General features: G+C 45.8%; 14 protein-coding genes. 5 read left to right on the top strand and 9 right to left on the bottom strand.

Annotated features, from left to right (window positions below):
• Nucleotides 1-145: 145 nt before the first annotated feature.
• Nucleotides 146-1,498 carry an MATE family efflux transporter gene (locus M4S28_RS20950; protein ID WP_108155436.1) on the bottom strand — a complete coding sequence of 451 codons (1,353 nt, stop codon included), beginning with the start codon at nucleotides 1,496-1,498 and terminating at the stop codon, nucleotides 146-148.
• A gap of 100 nt (nucleotides 1,499-1,598) precedes the next feature.
• On the opposite strand from M4S28_RS20950, the gene M4S28_RS20945 reads away from it, so the two are divergent.
• Together M4S28_RS20945 and M4S28_RS20940 are read left to right on the top strand one after the other, a co-directional pair.
• Entirely contained in the window at nucleotides 1,599-2,570 is a 972-nt protein-coding gene (locus tag M4S28_RS20945) for a LysR family transcriptional regulator (protein WP_249633731.1), read from the top strand.
• A 133-nt stretch (nucleotides 2,571-2,703) separates the two neighbouring features.
• A complete protein-coding gene (locus M4S28_RS20940) occupies nucleotides 2,704-3,825 on the top strand; it encodes an FAD-dependent oxidoreductase (protein WP_249633730.1) in 1,122 nt (373 codons plus the stop codon).
• A 118-nt stretch (nucleotides 3,826-3,943) separates the two neighbouring features.
• Here the strand turns inward: M4S28_RS20940 and M4S28_RS20935 are convergent, their stop codons facing one another.
• Nucleotides 3,944-5,344, bottom strand: a complete 1,401-nt coding sequence (locus tag M4S28_RS20935; RefSeq protein WP_017081444.1) for an alpha-amylase family protein — start codon at nucleotides 5,342-5,344, stop codon at nucleotides 3,944-3,946.
• A gap of 269 nt (nucleotides 5,345-5,613) precedes the next feature.
• Here M4S28_RS20935 and M4S28_RS20930 point away from each other — a divergent pair, with 269 nt between their 5' ends.
• The gene (locus M4S28_RS20930; protein WP_081089960.1) at nucleotides 5,614-6,513 is read left to right on the top strand and encodes a DMT family transporter; all 900 of its coding nucleotides are present in this window, start codon (nucleotides 5,614-5,616) and stop codon (nucleotides 6,511-6,513) included.
• A 154-nt stretch (nucleotides 6,514-6,667) separates the two neighbouring features.
• Here the strand turns inward: M4S28_RS20930 and M4S28_RS20925 are convergent, their stop codons facing one another.
• The 7 genes from M4S28_RS20925 to M4S28_RS20895 all read right to left on the bottom strand — a co-directional run bounded on the left by M4S28_RS20925 (nucleotide 6,668) and on the right by M4S28_RS20895 (nucleotide 15,500).
• Nucleotides 6,668-7,087 (bottom strand): VOC family protein, encoded by a 420-nt coding sequence (locus M4S28_RS20925; RefSeq protein ID WP_061021983.1) that lies wholly within the window; start codon nucleotides 7,085-7,087, stop codon nucleotides 6,668-6,670.
• 229 nt (nucleotides 7,088-7,316) lie between these two features.
• Nucleotides 7,317-8,081, bottom strand: a complete 765-nt coding sequence (gene fecE, locus M4S28_RS20920; RefSeq protein WP_249633729.1) for a Fe(3+) dicitrate ABC transporter ATP-binding protein FecE — start codon at nucleotides 8,079-8,081, stop codon at nucleotides 7,317-7,319.
• Nucleotides 8,082-8,083: 2 nt separating this feature from the next.
• Entirely contained in the window at nucleotides 8,084-9,055 is a 972-nt protein-coding gene (locus M4S28_RS20915; protein ID WP_249633728.1) for an iron chelate uptake ABC transporter family permease subunit, read from the bottom strand.
• Complete coding sequence (locus M4S28_RS20910; RefSeq protein WP_249633727.1) at nucleotides 9,055-10,089, bottom strand: FecCD family ABC transporter permease; 1,035 nt, start codon at nucleotides 10,087-10,089, stop codon at nucleotides 9,055-9,057. Before M4S28_RS20910 ends, M4S28_RS20915 begins: the two co-directional genes overlap by 1 nt.
• Nucleotides 10,086-11,063, bottom strand: a complete 978-nt coding sequence (locus M4S28_RS20905) for a Fe(3+) dicitrate ABC transporter substrate-binding protein (RefSeq protein ID WP_249633726.1) — start codon at nucleotides 11,061-11,063, stop codon at nucleotides 10,086-10,088. Before M4S28_RS20905 ends, M4S28_RS20910 begins: the two co-directional genes overlap by 4 nt.
• 86 nt (nucleotides 11,064-11,149) lie before the next feature.
• Nucleotides 11,150-13,279 (bottom strand): TonB-dependent receptor family protein, encoded by a 2,130-nt coding sequence (locus tag M4S28_RS20900; RefSeq protein ID WP_249633725.1) that lies wholly within the window; start codon nucleotides 13,277-13,279, stop codon nucleotides 11,150-11,152.
• 184 nt (nucleotides 13,280-13,463) lie between these two features.
• Nucleotides 13,464-15,500 carry a TonB-dependent receptor gene (locus M4S28_RS20895; RefSeq protein ID WP_249633724.1) on the bottom strand — a complete coding sequence of 679 codons (2,037 nt, stop codon included), beginning with the start codon at nucleotides 15,498-15,500 and terminating at the stop codon, nucleotides 13,464-13,466.
• A 241-nt stretch (nucleotides 15,501-15,741) separates the two neighbouring features.
• Here M4S28_RS20895 and M4S28_RS20890 point away from each other — a divergent pair, with 241 nt between their 5' ends.
• Nucleotides 15,742-16,953, top strand: a complete 1,212-nt coding sequence (locus tag M4S28_RS20890) for an ATP-grasp domain-containing protein (protein WP_249633723.1) — start codon at nucleotides 15,742-15,744, stop codon at nucleotides 16,951-16,953.
• Nucleotides 16,950-18,761: an IucA/IucC family protein gene (locus M4S28_RS20885; protein ID WP_249633722.1), complete on the top strand. Its 1,812-nt coding sequence runs from the start codon at nucleotides 16,950-16,952 to the stop codon at nucleotides 18,759-18,761. The genes M4S28_RS20890 and M4S28_RS20885 overlap by 4 nt, the downstream gene beginning before the upstream one ends.
• Nucleotides 18,762-18,763 lie beyond the last annotated feature (2 nt).

Genomic DNA, 18,763 nt, shown 5'->3' with positions numbered 1-18,763 from the left:
TAAGTCGTCTGGTAGAAAATAGCTGCCCATAATCCTGATATTGATTCTTCCCATCTCCCTCAGAAAAGGGAGAATCTGAATAGATAACACAAAGCCGCTGTCATTATCATGACTGCGGCTTTGTGTTCAGTGCGCCATTAGCAAATCACGTATAAGCATGATTCGACAAATCTGGAGATTGGTTGTTCTTTTGAATGACACGCATCAATTGGATAAGCAGCAGAATACCTGTCACGCCCAAACCAACGCCGATTCCACCCCAGATCCCTGCCAATTCAAATTTTGGCATCAAATACCAAGCAGCAGGTAGGCCAAATACCCAGTATCCGATAGCAGTCATCACGGTTGGCATGGAGACAATCTTCATCCCTCTCAACAAGTTAATCGCCAGTAGTTGCCAAGCATCAACAATAAAGCACAACGCCACTACCCAGATAACAGAAGCCAATAGTGAAGTCATCGCACCCGTGCCATCGTCCAGCTTAAAGATAGACGCGATCATTTCCGGCCATATGATGAACACGGCAGACAACGCAACGCTCAACACCGACACCAAGATAAAGCTGAGAATCGAGGTTCTTTTGATACCTTCGTAGTTTCCTGCACCGAAATCACGCCCCACCAAAATCGCCGCAGCTTGTGAGAAACCGAAATTGAAGTTCCAAGTAAAGCTTAAGCATTGCAGTAGAATTTGGTGTAAGGCTAGCGAAGCAATACTGATCGTGCCCGCCATCAAGGTGCCACCGTAAATAAGGCCATGTTCAAGTAATGCTGCTAATCCGATAGGTAAACCCATCATTAAAAGCGGACTCATCAACTTAATTGAGTACTCTTCTGTGTTTAACCAAGGGGCGAACTGCCTGAATTCGTCACGTTTGAATACCCAAACTGTGTATCCAACCATCACGATAAATGCCGCGATAGCCGTACCTAGCCCTAAACCCGTTAAGCCCATGTCTAATTGGAAGGTTAAGAAGTAGCTGACTGGCACATTCAGAATTACGGTGATAATCGACATCACAAGAATAGAACGCACATTGCCAAACGCGCTGGTTAAGCCGCGAAGCACCAATAAGATAAGCGAAGGCAACATCACCCATTTCAAGGCGTGTACATATTCCATGGCTAAAGTGATCACTTCTGGCGGCTGTTTGGCTGCTTCTAATACCAACGGAGCAAACCAGAAGCTGGCCATTAAGGTCACACTGAGCACCAATGCCAACATAGTTGCGCCTTTCACAGCCAATCTGATTTGAGTATTACCAAACTCAGGGCGAGCTACTCGCTGACCATAAGCGATCGCAATCAAGTTCGCGACACAACCCACGGTGCTGCTCGCAATAATGAAGATGAAAAAGTAGATAGAGGCTCCTAAGCCACCAGCCGCAAGGGCTGACACACTGATACGCGACATCATCCAAACATCAGTAAGGACTAACGCCATGGAGATCAGCTGTGAAATGATCAAAGGGAATGCAAGTGTGAGTATTTTTTTCATGAGCGCCTCAGGTAATTTCGCCCAAAATACGATCGATGAGACTGGCGTTCAATTGATAAATTTGCGACTCTAACATTCCATAAACTCATGCGAACGAATTATGACCCCATATCCTAGCTTGCCATCCTCACATAATGGCTTAAAAGCGTTTGAAGCTGCTGCAAGGCTGATGAGCTTTACTCTGGCTGCCGAAGAGCTGCATGTGACACAAAGTGCAATCAGCCGGCAGATCAAACAGCTTGAAGATGAGTTAAACGCATCACTGGTTATTCGTAAGCATCGAGCGATTGAATTAACGGTACAAGGTCATGATTTGTATGTAGCTTTGCGAGAAAGCTACGGCAATATCGAAGCTGTCATCGCCTCTTGGAGTGAGCCGAAGCAGAAGCGTATTGTGATCAAAGCGACCTTGAGTTTCGCGACGCGAGTATTGATCTCTAAAGTACGGGAATTAAACGAGCGTTATCAAGATCATGAGATCGTCATTGTTCCTGTAATTGAAGAAGACGAATCGATTAATAGTAGTGAGTATGATCTACTGATCTTCCACACGCGTTTCAAAAAACGCTATGACAAGGCACCTGACATCACCTTCTTGCGTGAAGAGTTTATGGCACCAGTCTGCTCGACTAGCTTAACTAATTCTGCCAACTTAACGAATAAAGACACCGACCTCGATTCGATCTTAACCATGCCACGGTTGCACCCGACCTTAGATCATCACGACTGGAAAGTGTGGTTGGCCGATGTTGAATTCCCACCAAAGAAACCCGTCAGAAATACCAGTTTCTTGTCTTTAGATATGGCACTCAGTGCTTGTTTATCCGGTGAAGGCGTTACGGTCACGGATCTATTGTTAGTACAACAAGATCTCCAACGAGGCTTCTTGTACTGCCCTAAGAATGCAAAGATCCAACACAGTGCGTGGACTTACTTCATGCACCAACGTACTCACACGCCTATCATCAATGACCTTATTGAATGGCTTAGAGAAGAGACAGCAAAAGAAATCGAGTTGCTTAAATCACTATCCCATCAGAACCATTGGTTTGGTGTTATCCAAGATTATTAGGGGATTGGTGCCTCATTTTTTAAAACTGCATTAACCTTATAATTTATAACGTTTATTTATCGATTCGAATGACCTATCTTACGCCCTATGAACCAGTACGCAGATATTGGCATCTTATTCTTAGGAGAAAGTCATGGAACAACAACGTCTAAAAGTCGCAATTATTGGTGCGGGGCTGAATGGTTTGGCACTTGCATTATCATTGCGTAAATTTGGTATTAAAGCTCGAATATACGAAAAAGCAGCACAACCACGTGCTGACGGTACTGGCATCATTATGTGGCCAGAAGGCATGCAAGTGCTTGCGGCACTGGTTGGTGTCGATAAAGTCAAAGCTGCGTGTAACCAAGTCGATACCATCTCGACATTAACGGCGACAGGGTTGCCCATCAACACACTTAATATGAGTGACTCTCCGAGTAAAGCTAACGCGCCAATTGGTTTATTTCACCGCAGCCGTTTATACCAACTGCTATTAAATGAGCTAGGAGATGACTGCATCGTCACTAACCAAACCTGCACTGTTGTTCAAAACGACGATGAGTCGCAAATTCTGATCAACGGCGAACCCATTGATGCGGATATTATTGTGGGTGCCGACGGTGTGTTCTCTCAAGTGAGAAAGTTTGTCGCGCCTGATGTGTCACTAAGACAACCGAACGTTTATTGCTGCCGTGGTGAGATTGATTTCAAAGCATCAGAAATCAGCGATGATGAGTGTTATGTTTTTGCGGGTGATAAATCTCGAATCGTAACCTACACCTACGACCGAGAAACCCAAGGCAAATACTGGTTTGCTGCGTGCGCCGTTCAAGAAGGTGAAACGCTGTCTAAACAAACCGTGTTAGAGCAGTTCTCTCACTATCCGAGCTATCTACTGGATATGATTCGAGATACGCCTGAATCGAAGATCTTGCCTTCTCCACTCACCGATGTCGCCCCATTTGAGACTTGGTATCGCGGCAATGCTGTTCTACTGGGAGATTCTTGTTGCGCTGTGCTACCGACCATGGGTATCGGTTTCAGCTTGGGCATCGAGAACGCTTACGTATTGGCACAAAGCATTGCCTCTAATTTTGAAGGTACAGAGCAAGCATTCAAACGCTATCAGCAGCGTGCTCAGCAACGGTCGCATGAACTGCAAAACATCACACACCGACTCAGTGAGTTGACTTACAAAGATGAGTTCAACCCAGTCGAAGTGGCGGAGCTTTACCAACAGTTCTCCATTGCCAATAGTCGTTCACCTTTCTAAACATTTGGCTCGTAAAAACGCGCCGATCGCTAAACGACTCGTTTACAAAACAATAAGCCGCAGCAAATACTGCGGCTTATACTATCTACCCATTATGTTTCACTTTGTTGAGCAAACATTAAAGCTTAAACATACGCGCACTGCGTGGTGGTAGATTGAAGGTATGGTAGCGAGAAGAAATGGTTTCTGTCGCGCTGCTTAATACGTCTTTGTATTGAACATTCCAATTGAATTCATGTTGGTAGGTATCAACCGTCACGCCACGAGTTTCGCCACACTTGTTAATACCAACAACGCCTTCTTTGCCACGCTTAAACAGCAAAGTACATTGGTCACTCGAAATCATCGTCATCGATTTACCTTGCATCGCGTTATGGAAACTCAGCATATTCTTCATATTCGAGCTATTCCAAACATTACCCCAACGACCGTTATCCTTGTCTTCAGAATCCGGTAGGTCATCGCTGTAGATCAACGGCGTACCGCCATCTTTGCCAAGGATGTAAGCGTAAGCAAGCTGCTCGTCTTGTGGATCCATAATTTGGTAACGGAAACCGTCATTGGTTGGAATATCATGTGTGATCGCAAAAGTAATTGAGCGATTGTCATCCAATGCTTGGCCGTACGCTTTAGGATCATGCAGTTGATTCAAACCACCGCCCATTGAGAATGCCGAGCGAATCGACGCAAACAGCGGGAAATCGTACGCGGAGTGATTAGTATTATTCAGGTACGGCGCTAAGAATGACTCATAGCCGCTGTTCCCTGCTCCACCGCTGGTAATAACTTCACCGAACACATGCATGTTCGCAGTAATTTCAGACGTGAATACCTGATCGATTTGGTACTGGCTCATGTGTTTTACCGCATCAATACGGAACCCTTTGATCCCCATATCTTTTAGCGCTTTCAGATATAAACGTTGCTGTGAAACCACCCAGTTATTTGGGTCGAGATCAGGTAAACCTACATCTCCATCGGCACCACACAAACGCCAGTACTGAACGTGACCAGGATCGTTCCAATCTGAAATACAGCCAGCTGCATGGAAATCGTTAGCCGAGACAAAACCTTGTGCTAAGCTGCCAAACAGAGTCTGGTCAGCATAGTAACTTGAACGGCTCGCATAATCGTTTAGTACTTCTGTGCCTGGATAATCCAAGTCACTTCGCTTCCAGCTTTCATTCGCCATATGGTTGAGTACCACATCGGCATACACATCGACGCCCACACCTTTGAGTGCGGCAATCATTGCGGCTAAATCTTGTTTGTTGCCTAAAGGAGAATCGATAGTGCGTAGATCTTGAGGTTGATAGCGAGCCCACCATTGGCTGCCGCTAGACTTCATCGCAGGTGCAACAAGCACCTTCTTATAGCCAGCTTGTGCAATTTGATCGGCGTTGGCCGTTACGTCCGAATACTTCCAATTGAAAGCATGCAAAATAGTGTCAGCATAAGTGGCTGAGCTAAAAGAACAAACGGCAAGTGCGGATATGAGTAGGGTATTGATTGGTTTCATAGAACATATCTCTCATTATAAATTCACAAGAATGATATGAATAAGAACGACAATTAAAACGACGGATAAATCAGAGTTGAATTAGCGTCACCTTCTGTTGATGGTGATTTTATAAAACTGAGCTATCGCCGATGTTATGCGGGATGAGTTTTGAACAGAACTGAAATGAGAATTAATTGAATCAAGTTGACCAGAACAGGACAAAGACTTTGGTCGGCTCTTCTAAACTACGTTATGATTCCTTTTCCCCTCAACCAATTGATATTTTTATGCCTTCTTTCTCTTTTTCACTGATCCCTGTAGGGGTTCGGTTCATGATCCTTTCTGCTTTTGGATTCGCACTGATGTCAGCTTGTGTGAAATACGTTAGCAATTACGGCATACCTGTATTTGAAATTGTTGCAGCAAGGGCTTTGGTGTCGTTGATCATCAGTTATATCGATGTGAAGCGCAAACGTATTTCTATTTGGGGCAACAACAAACCTCTGTTGTTTGTTCGTGGCGCTGTTGGTACCGCAGCCTTGATGTGTGTTTACTATGCTGTAACCACTCTTCCGTTAGCAGAAGCAACCATTCTACAATACGTGCATCCTGTCTTTACTGCGTTACTTGGCGTACTGTTCCTGAAAGAACGCGTCCAAAAGTCGACCATGATATGCATTGTATTCTGCCTAGCGGGATTATCGGTAATGGTACAGCCAAGCATGAACAGCAGCGCGAGCAGCGAGTTGCCGCTATTCAGTATTATGCTGGCGTTGTGTGGCGCGTTTGGTAGCTCAATTGCTTATGTGATTGTAAGAAAGCTTAGCCAAACTGAAGACAGCTCAGTGATCATCTTCTACTTCCCACTGGTCGCTCTGCCAATATCGACCGCCCTGATCTGGAACGACTTTGTGTGGCCTAGCCTTTTTTTAACCATGATGCTGGTTCTGGTCGGAATTTTCACTCAGATCGGCCAATATGGTTTGACCAAAGCAATGCAAACTCAAGCAGCTGGTAAAGCTTCAGCTTACTCATACGTTCAGATCGTATTCTCAGCACTATTAGGTGTTTGGGTGTTCAATGAGATTCCATCAGTTTGGACCTACCTAGGTGGTGGCCTTATTGTGACGGGTGCTCTTATCAATGTGTTTGGCAAACAACTGTTGGTGCCGTTTAGAGCTAAGTAGATAACCAAATAACAGAGCTGAATACCAGTTAACCAATCAGCGATTAAATAGATCTAAAAAGGGCATTGCGGATTATTCCACAATGCCCTTTTCTATAAATGCTCTAGCGCGTTTTCATTCAGCTAACCAACTTTAATAAAGCGATGTATTACGGCTAGCTTGTAGCGTTACGTAGTTTTGGATCGTCACTCAAATACTCAACGAACTCGATTTCAAAGCCGGCCGGATCCACAAAGTAGACGTTTTTACGATAAGGTTCTTCGGCACCGGGTTTGGCAATTGGGAAGCCTGCATCAACAAGCCGCTTGGTTACGCTTTCGATATTATTGGTCACATAAGCGAAGTGTGCGAGGCCAACAGAATGCCCAGCCAAATCTCTATTTTCACCTTCACCGTGATCGCTCAACGCGATGTATTGGTACTCGTCGCCAAAATGCAGCCAGTTACGTGGCTTGCCTGACCACTCCCCTTGTCCCTCATCACGTACATACCAATGAGGGAACGCCGCTTTATAGAAAACCAGCATTTCGGGGATGTCTTTTACCACTAAATTCACATGTTCAAGTTGGATCATTCTTCTCTCCTTAAAGTATTCTCGTAAGCAACGTTGCATATCCTAATACCTCAAGTTAAGTTGAAGTAAAGCACTAATTTGCATTTATTTTCGAGAACGTTTTTAGAGCCCAAATTGTTCTGCTTTGACTACATACAAACTTTAAGTTTAGACGACTTAATCTAATGTGGCTTCCTTGCCTGTGTTCTGTTCTTTGTGCCTTGGTGATCACGTTGTTCAGAACAGATAACTAAATCGCGACACACATTGGCGTATTTGAAATAGGATCACGAAACACGCTCGCTTTGAGATCAAACACCTTACTGAGCATAGTTTCGGTCATCACCTCATCAGGCGAGCCTTCTGCTATTACGCATCCCTTTTCCAAAACCACTAAATGGTCGCAGTAACGACTGGCTTGGTTAAGATCATGCAGCACAACAACCACCGTTTTTCCTTTGGCATTCATCTGTTGCATCAGGTTCATTAATTCCACTTGGTGAGACATATCAAGGTATGTGGTCGGTTCATCCAACATCACTACGTCCGTATCTTGTGCAATTACCATCGCGATCCATGCTCTTTGACGCTGCCCACCAGACAGTGACTCAACAGGCTTATCAGCAAACTCAAGCACACCTGTATCTCGCATTGCTTGCTCAACAATCCTTTGATCGTCCTGCCCTAACCTTCCCCAATGAGAGACATAAGGCGAACGGCCATATTCGACCAACTTTCTTACCGTGATCCCCTCAGGACTGACCAAGATTTGCGGAAGAAGTGACAACGAACGAGCGAGCGCTTTATCGCCATAGCTTGATAGCGGTTTGTCTTCAAACAACACCTCTCCAGCCACTGGCTTGTTAATTCTGACTAACGTCTTTAACAAGGTGGATTTACCGCACCCGTTAGGTCCTATCAATGCGGTAATTTTTCCCTTAGGGATAGAAACAGACAGGTTCGGTATGATCGTTTGTTTGCCGTACGCGACGGAAAGATTCTGCGTTTTAAGCATGGTTACCAACCTCGATAACGATAGAGAAGAAAGATGAAATATGGCGCGCCAATCACAGACGTGAGAACGCCTGCTGGCAATTCAATGGGTGGCTGTAGACCTCTAGCCAACCCATCAGCGCTGGTAACCAGGATTGCCCCCACCAGTGCAGAGGCTGGGATTAACAACTTATGATTATGCCCAAACAACAAGCGTGCTAAGTGAGGTGCCAATAAACCCACAAAACTGATCGTTCCAGCAACAGAAACGCTAACACTGGCAAGCAATACAGCGGCCAATAACGCGAGAGCCTGAATCTGTTTTGGCTTAGTGCCCAATGTGGTTGCACTTTCCTCGCCAAGCCCCATCACATCTAATCGCCAAGCAAGCCATAATGCCATAGGTAACAACAAGAGCAGTACGCTCCAAATAAAGGGAACTTGCTGCCAGTTTCGCCCCCAAAGGCTGCCAGTAAGCCACACCATGGCCGTGTTAATCTCGATCGGGTTGGTGACCAGCAAGAAGTCGATACAACTGGCCAGAAACGCACTCACCGCAATACCAATCAGTGCCAATTTGGCGGGTGTTGGCCTTGACCACAAGGCCAATGCAGCAATCAGCCCTGCAGCCAATACCCCACCAAACATCGCTACAACAGGAAGCACACTGACTGGTGCATTGGGAAACCAAACTAAACTCGCTGTCGCAGCAAGGCCTGCCCCAGCGCTAATACCCATAAGGTCAGGCGATGCTAACGGATTACGTATCACGCCTTGCACTAATACCCCAGAAAGCCCTAACCCTGCGCCCACGCTTATCGCGAGCAACATACGTGGTAACCGATACTGATGGATAACAAAGTCGTCACTGGAAAACGCGACCAAATGTTCGATGACTTGAGGAATAGAAAGTGACGCTGCGCCGACAAACAAACCCGCAGATGCCACTAATATGAGAATCCCAGATAACAAAACTATCTTGGTGTGATGGTGCATTAAGATCTCCTCGTCGCAATCAAAATAAAACAAGGTGTCCCGAGCAAAGCAGTAATAACACCAACGGGTGTTTCAGTCGGGAAAGCAATCGCTCGCGACAGCGCATCTGACCAAGACACTAATGCTGCGCCTGCCAATGCTGAAATAGGAATCAGTAAATGGTAATTGTGCCCAACCATAGGTCGAACCAAATGAGGCACTAACAATCCAACAAAGCCAATTGGCCCTGCGATAGCGACGCTTGCTCCGGCAAGCAACACGATCGTCAGTCCACTCACGAAGCGAGTAAACCTGATGTTACTGCCCAACCCCACTGCTACCTCTTCGCCAAGCGCCAGTAAGTTGAGATTGCGAGCAAGACTCATTGCCAACACCAAACCAATCACTACAGGCGGCCAAAGCTGTTGCCATTGCTCATCATCCACACTAGACAGTGAGCCAGTAAGCCAATGCAAGACGCTATAAGCCATGTCGTCAGCAAGAATCAGCGCCGCTCGTGTCAGTCCGAGCAATAACGCAGTAATGGCGATACCCGCGAGAACCAAACGTAACGGATGAGAACGTTCGGAGAAAAAACCACCGAGGAGCATCACGGCACCGCCGCTTAGCAATGCACCAAGAACCGCATTAAGGATTGGGTTTAAATCACTAACCACAGGTATGCCTATTGCAGCTAACGCCATAAAACAGGCCGCGCCAGCGTTAATGCCAAGAATCGACGGAGACGCGAGTGGATTGCGCGTCAAACCTTGCATCAATAACCCAGCGACGGCCAAACTCGCACCAATCAATAGCCCAGCACAAGTTCTTGGCGCTCTTAGCGTCGCCAATATTTGATGAGTCATGTTGCTTTCATCAAACGCAAACCAGTAGTGAATCAAGTCACTCAATGTTAAAGAGAAATTAGACCACCCAGTCATAGAGGCCGCGTAACCAGATAGTGCCAAACACGACACTAATGCAATAAATAACGTGACTCGCCACGACAGTATTGGCCAGAATCGCTGACTTTTAGAGAACAACATTGTACTCATGATGGATCCAAGATCTGCTCAAGATTTTTCGCCATTTGTTCTGCCGCTAACATGCCTCGATTCAATGACCAAAGTGCTGGTGACACTTCTACAACTTGCTGATTTTTAGCAGAGGTTAGTACATTGAATAACGGATTTTTCTGCCAATCATCAACAATATTAGGATGAGAGTAAGCGCCAAGGAGCAACCAATCCGGATTGGTTTTCAACAACAACTCAAAACTGGTTGGTAAATATGCCTTCTCTGTTGGTTTCACAATAGGGCTCGCAATACCTAATGCGGTCAGCACGCCTCCTGCGTAAGATGCAGGGCTATGTAACCACATACCTTTATCCGACACGACAGCGAATTGGACGGTTTGTTTGAGCGAGAAATGACTTTTGAATTCAGCCATGGCGTGTTGATGTTGTTGGATGCGTTGTTCCATTGACGAATGCTTGTCGAGAGCGATGCCAATCTTGAGCGCAGACTCCAAATTCTCTTGATACGTCTCGCCGCGGCTTTTGAGCAGCAGCGTTGGTGCGATGCGTTGTAGATCTTGATAGACAGTACGATGACGCTCTGCATCTGCAATGATCAGGTCAGGCTTTAATACCGCAATGGCTTCTAGGCTAGGCTGAGAACGCATGCCAACCGATTCCCATGGTTGAACCAATTCGCGTACCGCCGGAATCACTCGCGAAGCATCATTGTCATCAGCAACACCAACAGGAGAAACCCCCACCGCAGCTAGCGCATCTACAAATGAGAACTCCAACACCACAATACGTTGCGGAGTAGTCGCTATCTCAAACTGACCCTGCTCATCTTGTATGACCCTGGTTTGTGCTGAACTGGAGAATGAAAACAAGCTTAAAACCAGCAAAGCTAAGGTTATCGCTATCCTGCTGAATAAAAACTGCTTATTGAGTGACAGCAGTCCGTTTGACAGCATCAATTGATTCGAAAACAAAAGGCGAGAGTTGTTTTCCATATTTAATTTCCTTAAACGCTAGAACCGTGAAAGTCGCCAAGAGTATTGGCGACTTTTATTCGTTATTACTTTCAATAAATTACGTATTAGAACTGATAATTCAGATCCAAAGTGTAAGAACGTCCTGGTGCTGGATAACGACCAACCGGGCTGGTATCAATACCGCGGAAGTAATAGTCCTCATCAAACAAGTTGTTCACCGCAAGGTTCATTCGCAGCTTACTGTTTTCATCCTTGTACAAATCCGAACCTAGGTTAAAGTTCCAGACCATGTAGGCAGGCACTTTACCTGTCGCGCCCGTTGCATCTTCGGCACTTGTATTCGCATTGTCAGTGTAAGACTCGCTGAAGTAGTAACCAGATAAAGTCGTATCTACCTTGCTAAAGGCGTAAGTCGCATCCCAGCTAAATTGATGTTTAGACGTATAAGGAAGTTGATTACCTTTGTTTGTACCCTCTTCCTCGATCGTCGCATCCAAATAGTTATAACCAGCGCCGAGGCTCAAAGCTTGCATCGCTTGAGGCACGTAACGACCTGAAAGTTCAACACCTTGGTGAAGTGTTTTACCAATGTTGTGAAAAGTTTGAGTTGCACTTTGCCATTGCAGCTGGTCTTCAAAATCGATTCGGTAAAGCGCCACATTGAAGCTTGTTGAATCTTGGTTATAACGTGCACCTAACTCGTAGTTCCATGCGAGCTCGCTGCCCTCTTTACCATTAACCTTAATGTTAGATATTTGTGGTGCACGTAAAGATTTCTGTGCATTGGTGTACCCAACCCATTGTTCAGTCAGATGGTATGCCACCGTCAAGCCCGGCAACCACTCAGTCACCTTATTGTTTCTATTCTGTCCTTGGCCTAGATCACTATATGCCATATCAATCGATTCATAGCGAATACCCGGCGTCACTTTCAGTACATCATTGAACAGGCCGATTTCGTTACTGATGTAACCAGCAAAAGCGTCAGTATCCAAATGCCAATCGCGTGGCGTTGTGGTTACTCCACTAGAAATTGATGTTTGAGTGAGCTTGTAATCGATATCTTCATTAACATAGCGTGCCCCAACAATCACGTTTTGCGTTACGGTATTTCCGTCAAAGTACATCGCGAGTTTAGGTTCAACACCATAAACAGCAAATTCACGTGGTGACGTACGAATATCAGTTGATGGTAATGCAGGGTCCGCCCAGTGACCGCCAGCGCTGTTAAAGCCCCATTGGAAGAAACGCTCAGAACGGTGGCCAAACGTCAGTATTTCTAATTCGGCGCTATCTGCAATATTCAAGTCATGTAAATACTTCAGGCTCCAACGCGTTGAAGTGCCTTGATATTCATCGTATGGGCGCTTCGACTGAGTACGATCTTTTTCGTAATCATCTGGCGATAAAGCGCCCGGCATTTGGGTGTCGGCATCATAACGTTGAACGAAAGCTTGTAACTCTTGAGTATCGCTCAGTAACCATTGCAATTTCGCTTGGAAGTTTTTTACATCCGTGTCGGAGTGTTCACGGAAGCTTTCACCTTTTAAGAAGTTCCCCTCGACTTGAAGTGCCAGCGTATCGGTTAACCAACCACCCGTTCGCAGGTAAAAGTCGTTGAGCGGCGTATCGCCACCCTCGAATACAGTAAAGCGATTACTGATTTCCGTTTGCCACTCATGTGGAATAGGCTTGGTCACCAAGTTGATCACACCACCGACGTTGTTTGGTCCGTACTGAACCGCCGCACCGCCTCGCACAATATCAATACGATCAAGCATCGACAGCGTTGCAGGGAAAATTGATTGTCCTGTGTGACCATACGGCGCCAGTGTCAGAGGAACACCATCCATGAGGAATTGAGCGTGCCCACTGCGACTCGCTTTCAAACCACGCACTGAGATGTTAGGCAAAACACCGGTGCCCGTTTCGTCTTGAACCTTAATGCCCGGTACACTTTGGAAGGCAGAGTCAATCGAGAGTGCGCCAGTCTTTTTAATTTGTTCATTAGTCAGAACAGTACGAGCTCCCGGATACTCTTTCACATCCTCAAGTTCTGAATTACCGATCAAGCTGCCCGTCACGACAACCGTTTCCATGGTCGTCGTTTGTGGATCTGACGCGGCAAATGCGCCCATGGAAGTCACTGAAGCGATGGCCATTGCAAGGGCACTTAGACGCAACTTTTGATGTGATTGAGTACAGGGTTTACCATCCAAATTCTGGTAAGGCATGAAAATCTCCTAAATAGGCAAGTTAGGATCAAAGGCCATGTTTACGATTCGGCGCTTTGATCCTATGGGCTAAACGGCCTCAAAATGAAGCCAACTGTTCACTCACTCGTAGTGAACAAATCAATCGTTTTTAGAGTCGAACTAGCTCTTAGAAATGAACGAACTCTTAGAACTGAATTAGCTTTTAAAACTGATAGCCGTAGCTGAGCATAAATTCGGCTGGTGCTCCGTAACCAATCTGGTTAGTACCCGACGTGCCGTTGGTTGCGCCCAGAATGTATTTCTCATTAAGCACGTTGTAAGCATTCGCTTGAACTTTGTGACGACCCGTGGTGTACGCTGCCATCAAGTCAACCGTGGTGTAGTCACCCAGAGCTACCGCTTCATCATTACCCGCGTAACGGTCGCCTACGTATTTCACGCCACCACCTAAACGCCAGTTGTCATCTAACTGATAAGTGCTCCAAAGAGAGAACAAATGATCAGACACATCGTTTGGCTTTTTGCCTGTCTCTTTGTTCTCCGCGTCTAAATAGCTGTAGCCTACAGAAATGTCCCACTGCTCGGTAAACTGACCGCGAGCTTCTAATTCAATACCTTGGTGACGAGCTTCGATCTTGTTAACAACGTCTCCGTCTATATTGGTTTCAGGTTGTTCTTGATCGATTTGGAAGACCGCGGCATTCAGCATCAAAGCGTTATCTAATAGGTAAGCTTTTGCGCCAATTTCTTTTAGATCGGTGTGGAAGAATTCTGCTAATTTAGGGTTGATGTAGATACCTGAGTAAGGCAATTGCCATGAACGAGCTAAGCTTGCGTACACTGACATATCGTTGTTGATTCGGTAGACCAAACCACCGCGGTAGCTCACTTTGTCATCGTCTAGATTCTCTTTTGCTGAGCCCGCTTTTTGCTGTTCAAGCTCCATCGAGTCGTAACGCACATTGCCGATCACTGAAAGATCACCAAAGGTGTAAACGTCTTGAATGTAAACACCTGTCGTCGTTGTGGTGTTATCACGGGAAGGTTTAAACCCCGGATCAGGCGTTGGGCCTGCTACAGGGTTATAGATATCTTTCGGAGGTAAGGTTTCATCTCTTGCGAGCATTAGGTCGATATTGATCTGATTATAATCCGCACCGATCATCATTTGGTTCGAATCCGTTTCCCAAACTAGCTCAGATTGAAGAGTCGTCGTGGTACGAGGGTCGTAACCGAGGTTATTTACACTCTGAGATACTCCATTCCCAGTTACCGTCCCTTGGCGTGTACCCTTTTGCTCAAGTTCGATATGGTTGTATGCTGCGCGGTTTGTCCATGCCCATTCGCTATTCAAAAGCCATTCATAATTAACGCCAACACGAATGCTGTCCGACTCTTGATAATCGTTCGTGCCACCGTAAAACGTGCTTTCAGAGACGTCGACAGGCTTACCATTCTTTGATGGAACACCACGATATGGCACCAACTCTTGGTGAGCATATTCGACATCGAGATCAATAATGTGTCCATCAGAAGGCATCACTCGAATTGTTGGCGCAATAAAGAAATCATTAGAGTCGACATGGTCTACATAGGAATCAGACTGTCGACTTTCCACGTTGATACGACCACTGACCTTGTCAGTAAACGCCATCGAACTATCAACTTGACCAACAAACAAATTGTTGCTGCCAACACTGCCATTTACGTTGGTGAAGTTATCACCGTTAGCTCGCTTGGTGACCAAGTTAATGATACCGCCCGCGGAGCCTCGGCCATAAAGTGCGCCCGCAGGGCCTTTTACCACTTCGACACGTTCGACATTCGCTAGGCTTCGGTACGATTGCATAGTCCCGTCATCACGCATACCATCACGGTAGATATCGTTGAGTGCATCAAAACCACGAATCACAAATTGGTCTCGGCTTCCCTCACCCAGGGTATTGTTAACCCCTGCGACACCATCAAGTGCATCCACTAAACGTACCGCGCCACGGTCTTCCATTTCCGTCTTTGTGACCACCGATACCGCTTGTGGCACATCTAACCACTCGACATCCGTTTTGGTTCCTGACTGAGGCATATGCTCTGCATAACCTTCGTATTGATGGCCAATAATTTGCACTGTTTCATCTACAGTGGCTTGTTCTTCCGCCACTGCAGTTGACACACCAGCCACCGCCGCCAAGGCTCCGCCAATTGCCAAAGCAAGAGGGGACAAGGTCAATCTCATGTTCATTTTCTAATTCCGTTTTAGTTTATAAAATAACAATATTGCGAATAAGAACAAATATCATTTATATTTGCAATATATATTTTTTGATCTATATTTGCTTTGCAATATGCAACACCACTAATGATACAAGAGTCAATAAAAACAATAAGATAGAAAAATTCTCTTTCTTTTAATTCCGAAAGAGAGCACTAGAAAGCGAGTTGTGAGCAGGCGACAACAACGTTTTGGAAATTAGGAAAGCCCCATGAAATCTACGATAATCATCGTGAGTCACGTCGTGAATGATGCGATCACTCACGGCTTCGTGCCGACAGCAAAAGCGATGGGTCTCCACGTCATTTTGATCACAGACCACAAACTCAATCATTTAAAACTGGCGAATGAAGATGACCGCTTTAATCCAGATGAAATTCTAGAATGCGATGTCTTCAACCCTCTTGAACTCATCGAAATCATCACCGAGAAAAATCTAGCACCTCATGCTGTTTTCAGTAATAGCGACCACCTACAAACTTCCACTGCAATCTGTGCACAGTTCTTTGGTTTACCCGCTAAAGATTGGAACGTGACGATTAAGGCGAAAAACAAATACTTAACTCGTCAGGTTCTCAACGAAAAATCGTTACCTAATACTCAAAGTGTTTTGTTAAGTCGAGAGAGCGCTCCTGTATTCGATTTCGATTTTCCTGTCGTTGCGAAGCCCAAGGAAGGCGTGGCTAGTTTAGACGTGCAGCGCTGCGATTCTGCGGCTGAGCTGGATAACTATTGCGATACGTTTTGGCAAAAGCACCCTACTACTCCCATCTTGGTTGAGGCGTTTTTGCAAGGCCCACTGATTACTGTCGAAACCATTGGCGACGGGGATCATTTGGTCGCGCTTGGTGGGTTTGATGTAGAGCTCTCAGCACCACCCTACTTCATCGAAACAGCGGCGAGTTGGAATGGTATTAACAGCGTGCACTACCGAGAAGAATGTATACGTCAGCTTCAAACATTTGGGGTGGGGTTTGGTGTCTGTCATAGCGAATTCATCATCACAGATTCGGGGCCGGTACTGGTCGAGATCAACTATCGAAGTATTGGTGATGGCCGGGAATTTTTGCTTGATAACCTCAGTGGCGGGAATTGGTTCAATACCATCTTAAATCTTCACTTGGGTCACAAGCTTGACCCTATATTTCGTATTGATGGCAGTGCCCATGTGCACTATGTAGTGGCGCAACAAAGCGGTTTGATTGAAGGGTCATCAACCTCTTTCATTCACCAAGAGGGCGATATTGTCACTCAACAGCAAGTGCTTAAGAAGGTTGGTGAGACGTTCCAACAAAGTTTCTCCAACAAGGATTACCTAGCGAGAATTTCGGTCGTTTCTCCTTCTGGTCGAACACTAGAACCCGCGCTACAACAGGCAATCTCTCGCTTCAATCTAACAGCAACAAACGAGGTAACAGCATGAATGAAAAAGCGTTATACCTCACTCAACGCTTAGTCGATACTTGCTTGCGTGAAGATTTATTCGGATTAGTTTCTCAAAGCCGATTTGAATCTCAGCTCCCGAGTACACTCAAGTTATCTTCTTATCCTCGTAATCAAATTTGGGCTGTTTTTGCGGGTTCAGACTTTACACTCTACTTGCCCGTTACTCCGAGCTATTACATGCAGCGTTGGGTATACGGCCAACCAGATGGCTCGAAAGGTGATGGTTGGTTCATCGAGAGAAATGGTGTCGTTGAAACCCAGCAGCACTATCAAGATTGGATCGAATTATTGAAAGCAAGTGCTCACGAAAGCTCGCATTCGTTATTAGATGGTTATTTGCAAGAACTCGAATGCGCAGAAAAACACAAAGGATTGTGTGATAGCGCCTTCAGTCAGCAATCCGAATCACTCATGCAGCCGATTTCTCAACTAGAACGTTGGGAGAAAAAGCTATTACGTGCCGATCAAATCGCATCCTATCTTGACCACCCTTACTACCCGACAGCACGTGCTAAGTTCGGTTTAAGCGATCACGACCTAGAACAATTCGCGCCAGAATTTGCACAAAGCTTTGAACTTCGTTGGCTCGCAATCGAGAAGTCACTCGTTACATTGACCAGTCCACAACCAGAATGTTGGCCAACGATGGAGCAAGTGGGTCTGCCCGCCGATTTTGCTCTTAGCCATGAGTTATTCCCCGCACACCCATTAACACTAAGAAGTCTTGATGGCATTTCTGACGGTGTCATTGAAGCACCGGTTGCGTATCTTGAGGTAACTCCAACCCTGTCAGTGCGCACTGTGGTCGTGAACACAGCACCACAGGTCCATATCAAGGTGCCGCTGATCATGCGATCTTTGGGTACTAAAAACATTCGCCTAATCAAACCCTCCACGCTCTATGATGGGCATTGGTTTGAACGTTTGTTGACGCACTTAGAGCAAACAGATAAAGACTTACATGGCACGTTTTTCCATTGTTATGAAAAACATGGCGGCCATGTTGGAGACGATAAAACCTTTGCTTACATTGTGCGCGAATACCCGCAGAGTTACTTCCAAGACAAAGCACTAGTACCTGTGGCTGCCCTTGCCAGCCCAATGCCTGATGGACGCTTGTTCTTGGAACACCTCGCCGAACAGTATTATCAACAAGATACACTGATTTGGTTTAAAGATTACGTCGCTCTGCTATGCAAAGTACATCTTACACTGTGGATTCGTTACGGTATCGCTTTGGAGTCTAACCAACAAAACGCCATCATTGCATTCGATGAGCAAGGCAAGATGACCTTAGCCATGAAAGACAACGATGCAGCGCGTATTTGGCCAGAGCGTTTCCAAACGTTTGAGCAACAATCGCCCGTAAAATGCGATCACCTTTTAGATCAACGTATCACTGTAGATAACGAGCTTGCTCTTGGTCAGATGTTTACCACGATTACTTTGCAGTTAGACATTGCTGCGATTGTCGAAGCAATGGCGACGAAAGGAATCGCCACGTCAGCTTATCTGTATGAAGTGGTCGCCAATAGCCTCTCCCAACAACTTAACCAGTTGGATGAACAAGGACACAACACCAAGCTCGCAAACGAGATGTTGTTTGAGTCACCCAACCTATACGCTAAATATCTATTGAGCTCCGGTAGCTTGTTGTCTAAAGAGTCATCCGGTGCAAGCGATATCAATAAATTTTATGGCTTGTCAGCACCGAACTTTTTATTGCTAACCAGCGAAGAAGCACAACACGCTTACCTTGAAAACATCAAGCAGAGTGTGAGTTAACG

Source organism: Vibrio sp. J383 (genome assembly GCF_023503985.1).
Classification (GTDB): Bacteria; Pseudomonadota; Gammaproteobacteria; order Enterobacterales; family Vibrionaceae; genus Vibrio; species Vibrio splendidus.
This window is presented reverse-complemented; position numbering and strand designations above follow the sequence as displayed.